This window comes from Pseudomonas sp. EGD-AK9, from assembly GCF_000465935.2.
In the GTDB taxonomy this organism is placed as follows: Bacteria; Pseudomonadota; Gammaproteobacteria; order Pseudomonadales; family Pseudomonadaceae; genus Aquipseudomonas.
On sequence record NZ_AVOF01000590.1, the window covers coordinates 1 to 1,220 of the forward strand.

Here is a 1,220-nt window from a genome sequence, read left to right on the forward strand (position 1 = left end):
GCGCGCCAGCCGGACGACAGCTACCTGGCCCTGCGCGAGTTCTGGGTCGACTACAGCGGCCTCACCGCCTACCCCGGCGAGCGCCTGCGCTTCGGCCGCCAGCGCCTGCGCAGCGACGACGGCACCTGGTGGGACACCAATATCGAGGCCCTGCACTGGCGCTTCGACAGCACCCTGCTGCAGGCCGATATCGGCGTCGCCGAACGCTTCTCCGAGTACCGCACCGACCTCGACGAGCTGGCCCCGGAAGACGAAGACCGCCGCCACTACTTCGCCGGCCTCGCCTACCAGTGGACCCCGGGCCACCGCATCGGCGCCAAGCTGCACCACAGCCGCGACGACGGCAGCCTGCCCAGCGTCGGCGAGCGCATCGACGAGCTGAGCAAGCGCCATACCGGCGACCTCACCTGGTTCGGCCTGCACGCCGACGGCGGCTTCTTCGCGCGCAACTCGCGCAACCGCCTCAACTACTGGGCGCAGATGACCTGGCTCAAGGGCGACACCGACCAGCTGCAGCAGCAGGTGATCGGCGACGAACGCGTGGCCAGCGGCTCGCGCAGCCAGGACGTCGACGCCTGGGCGGTGGACCTCGGCCTGCGCTACAGCCTCGACGAGCACTGGAAGATCGGTGCGGCCTATGCCCGCGGCAGTGGCGGCGGCGATGAGGACGAGTCGCGCCAGTTCATGCAGACCGGCCTGCACAGCAACCGCGCCAATTTCACCGGCGTCGAATCGCGCCTGCACCGCTTCGGCGAGGCCTTCCGCGGCGAGCTCTCCAACCTGCAGGTGGCCAGCGCCTTCAGCTCCTGGCAACTGGGCCAAGACTACGACGCCAGCCTGGTCTACCACCGCCTGTGGCGCGTCGACGGCGACCAGGACATCGGCGACAGCGGCGTCGACGCGCCGCTGGTGACGGGCGAGAAGGACGTCGGCCAGGAGGTCGACCTGGTCCTGACCCGCTACTTCAAGCAGGGCCTGCTGCCGGCCTCGGTGGCGGAACGACTCGACGAGCGTTCGGCCCTGGTGCGTCTGCGCGGCGGCGTGTTCCTGCCCGGCGACGCCTATGGCCGCGGCACCGACTCGGTGATGCACCGCGCCTTCGTCGACTTCATCTGGCGCTTCTAAGGAGAGATCCCATGCCACGCAGGATCAACAAGCGCCTCGCCTTCTGCCTGCTCGGCGCAGGCGCGCTGCTCGGCGCCGTGCAGCTGGCCGCGCCG

Annotated in this window: 1 protein-coding gene; it reads left to right on the forward strand. The window is 70.2% G+C overall.

Going from position 1 to position 1,220, the window contains the following annotated elements:
- Positions 1–1,125: alginate export family protein (locus N878_RS21300; RefSeq protein WP_021445558.1), on the forward strand; the 1,125-nt coding region annotated here is incomplete at its 5' end.
- Positions 1,126–1,220 lie beyond the last annotated feature (95 nt).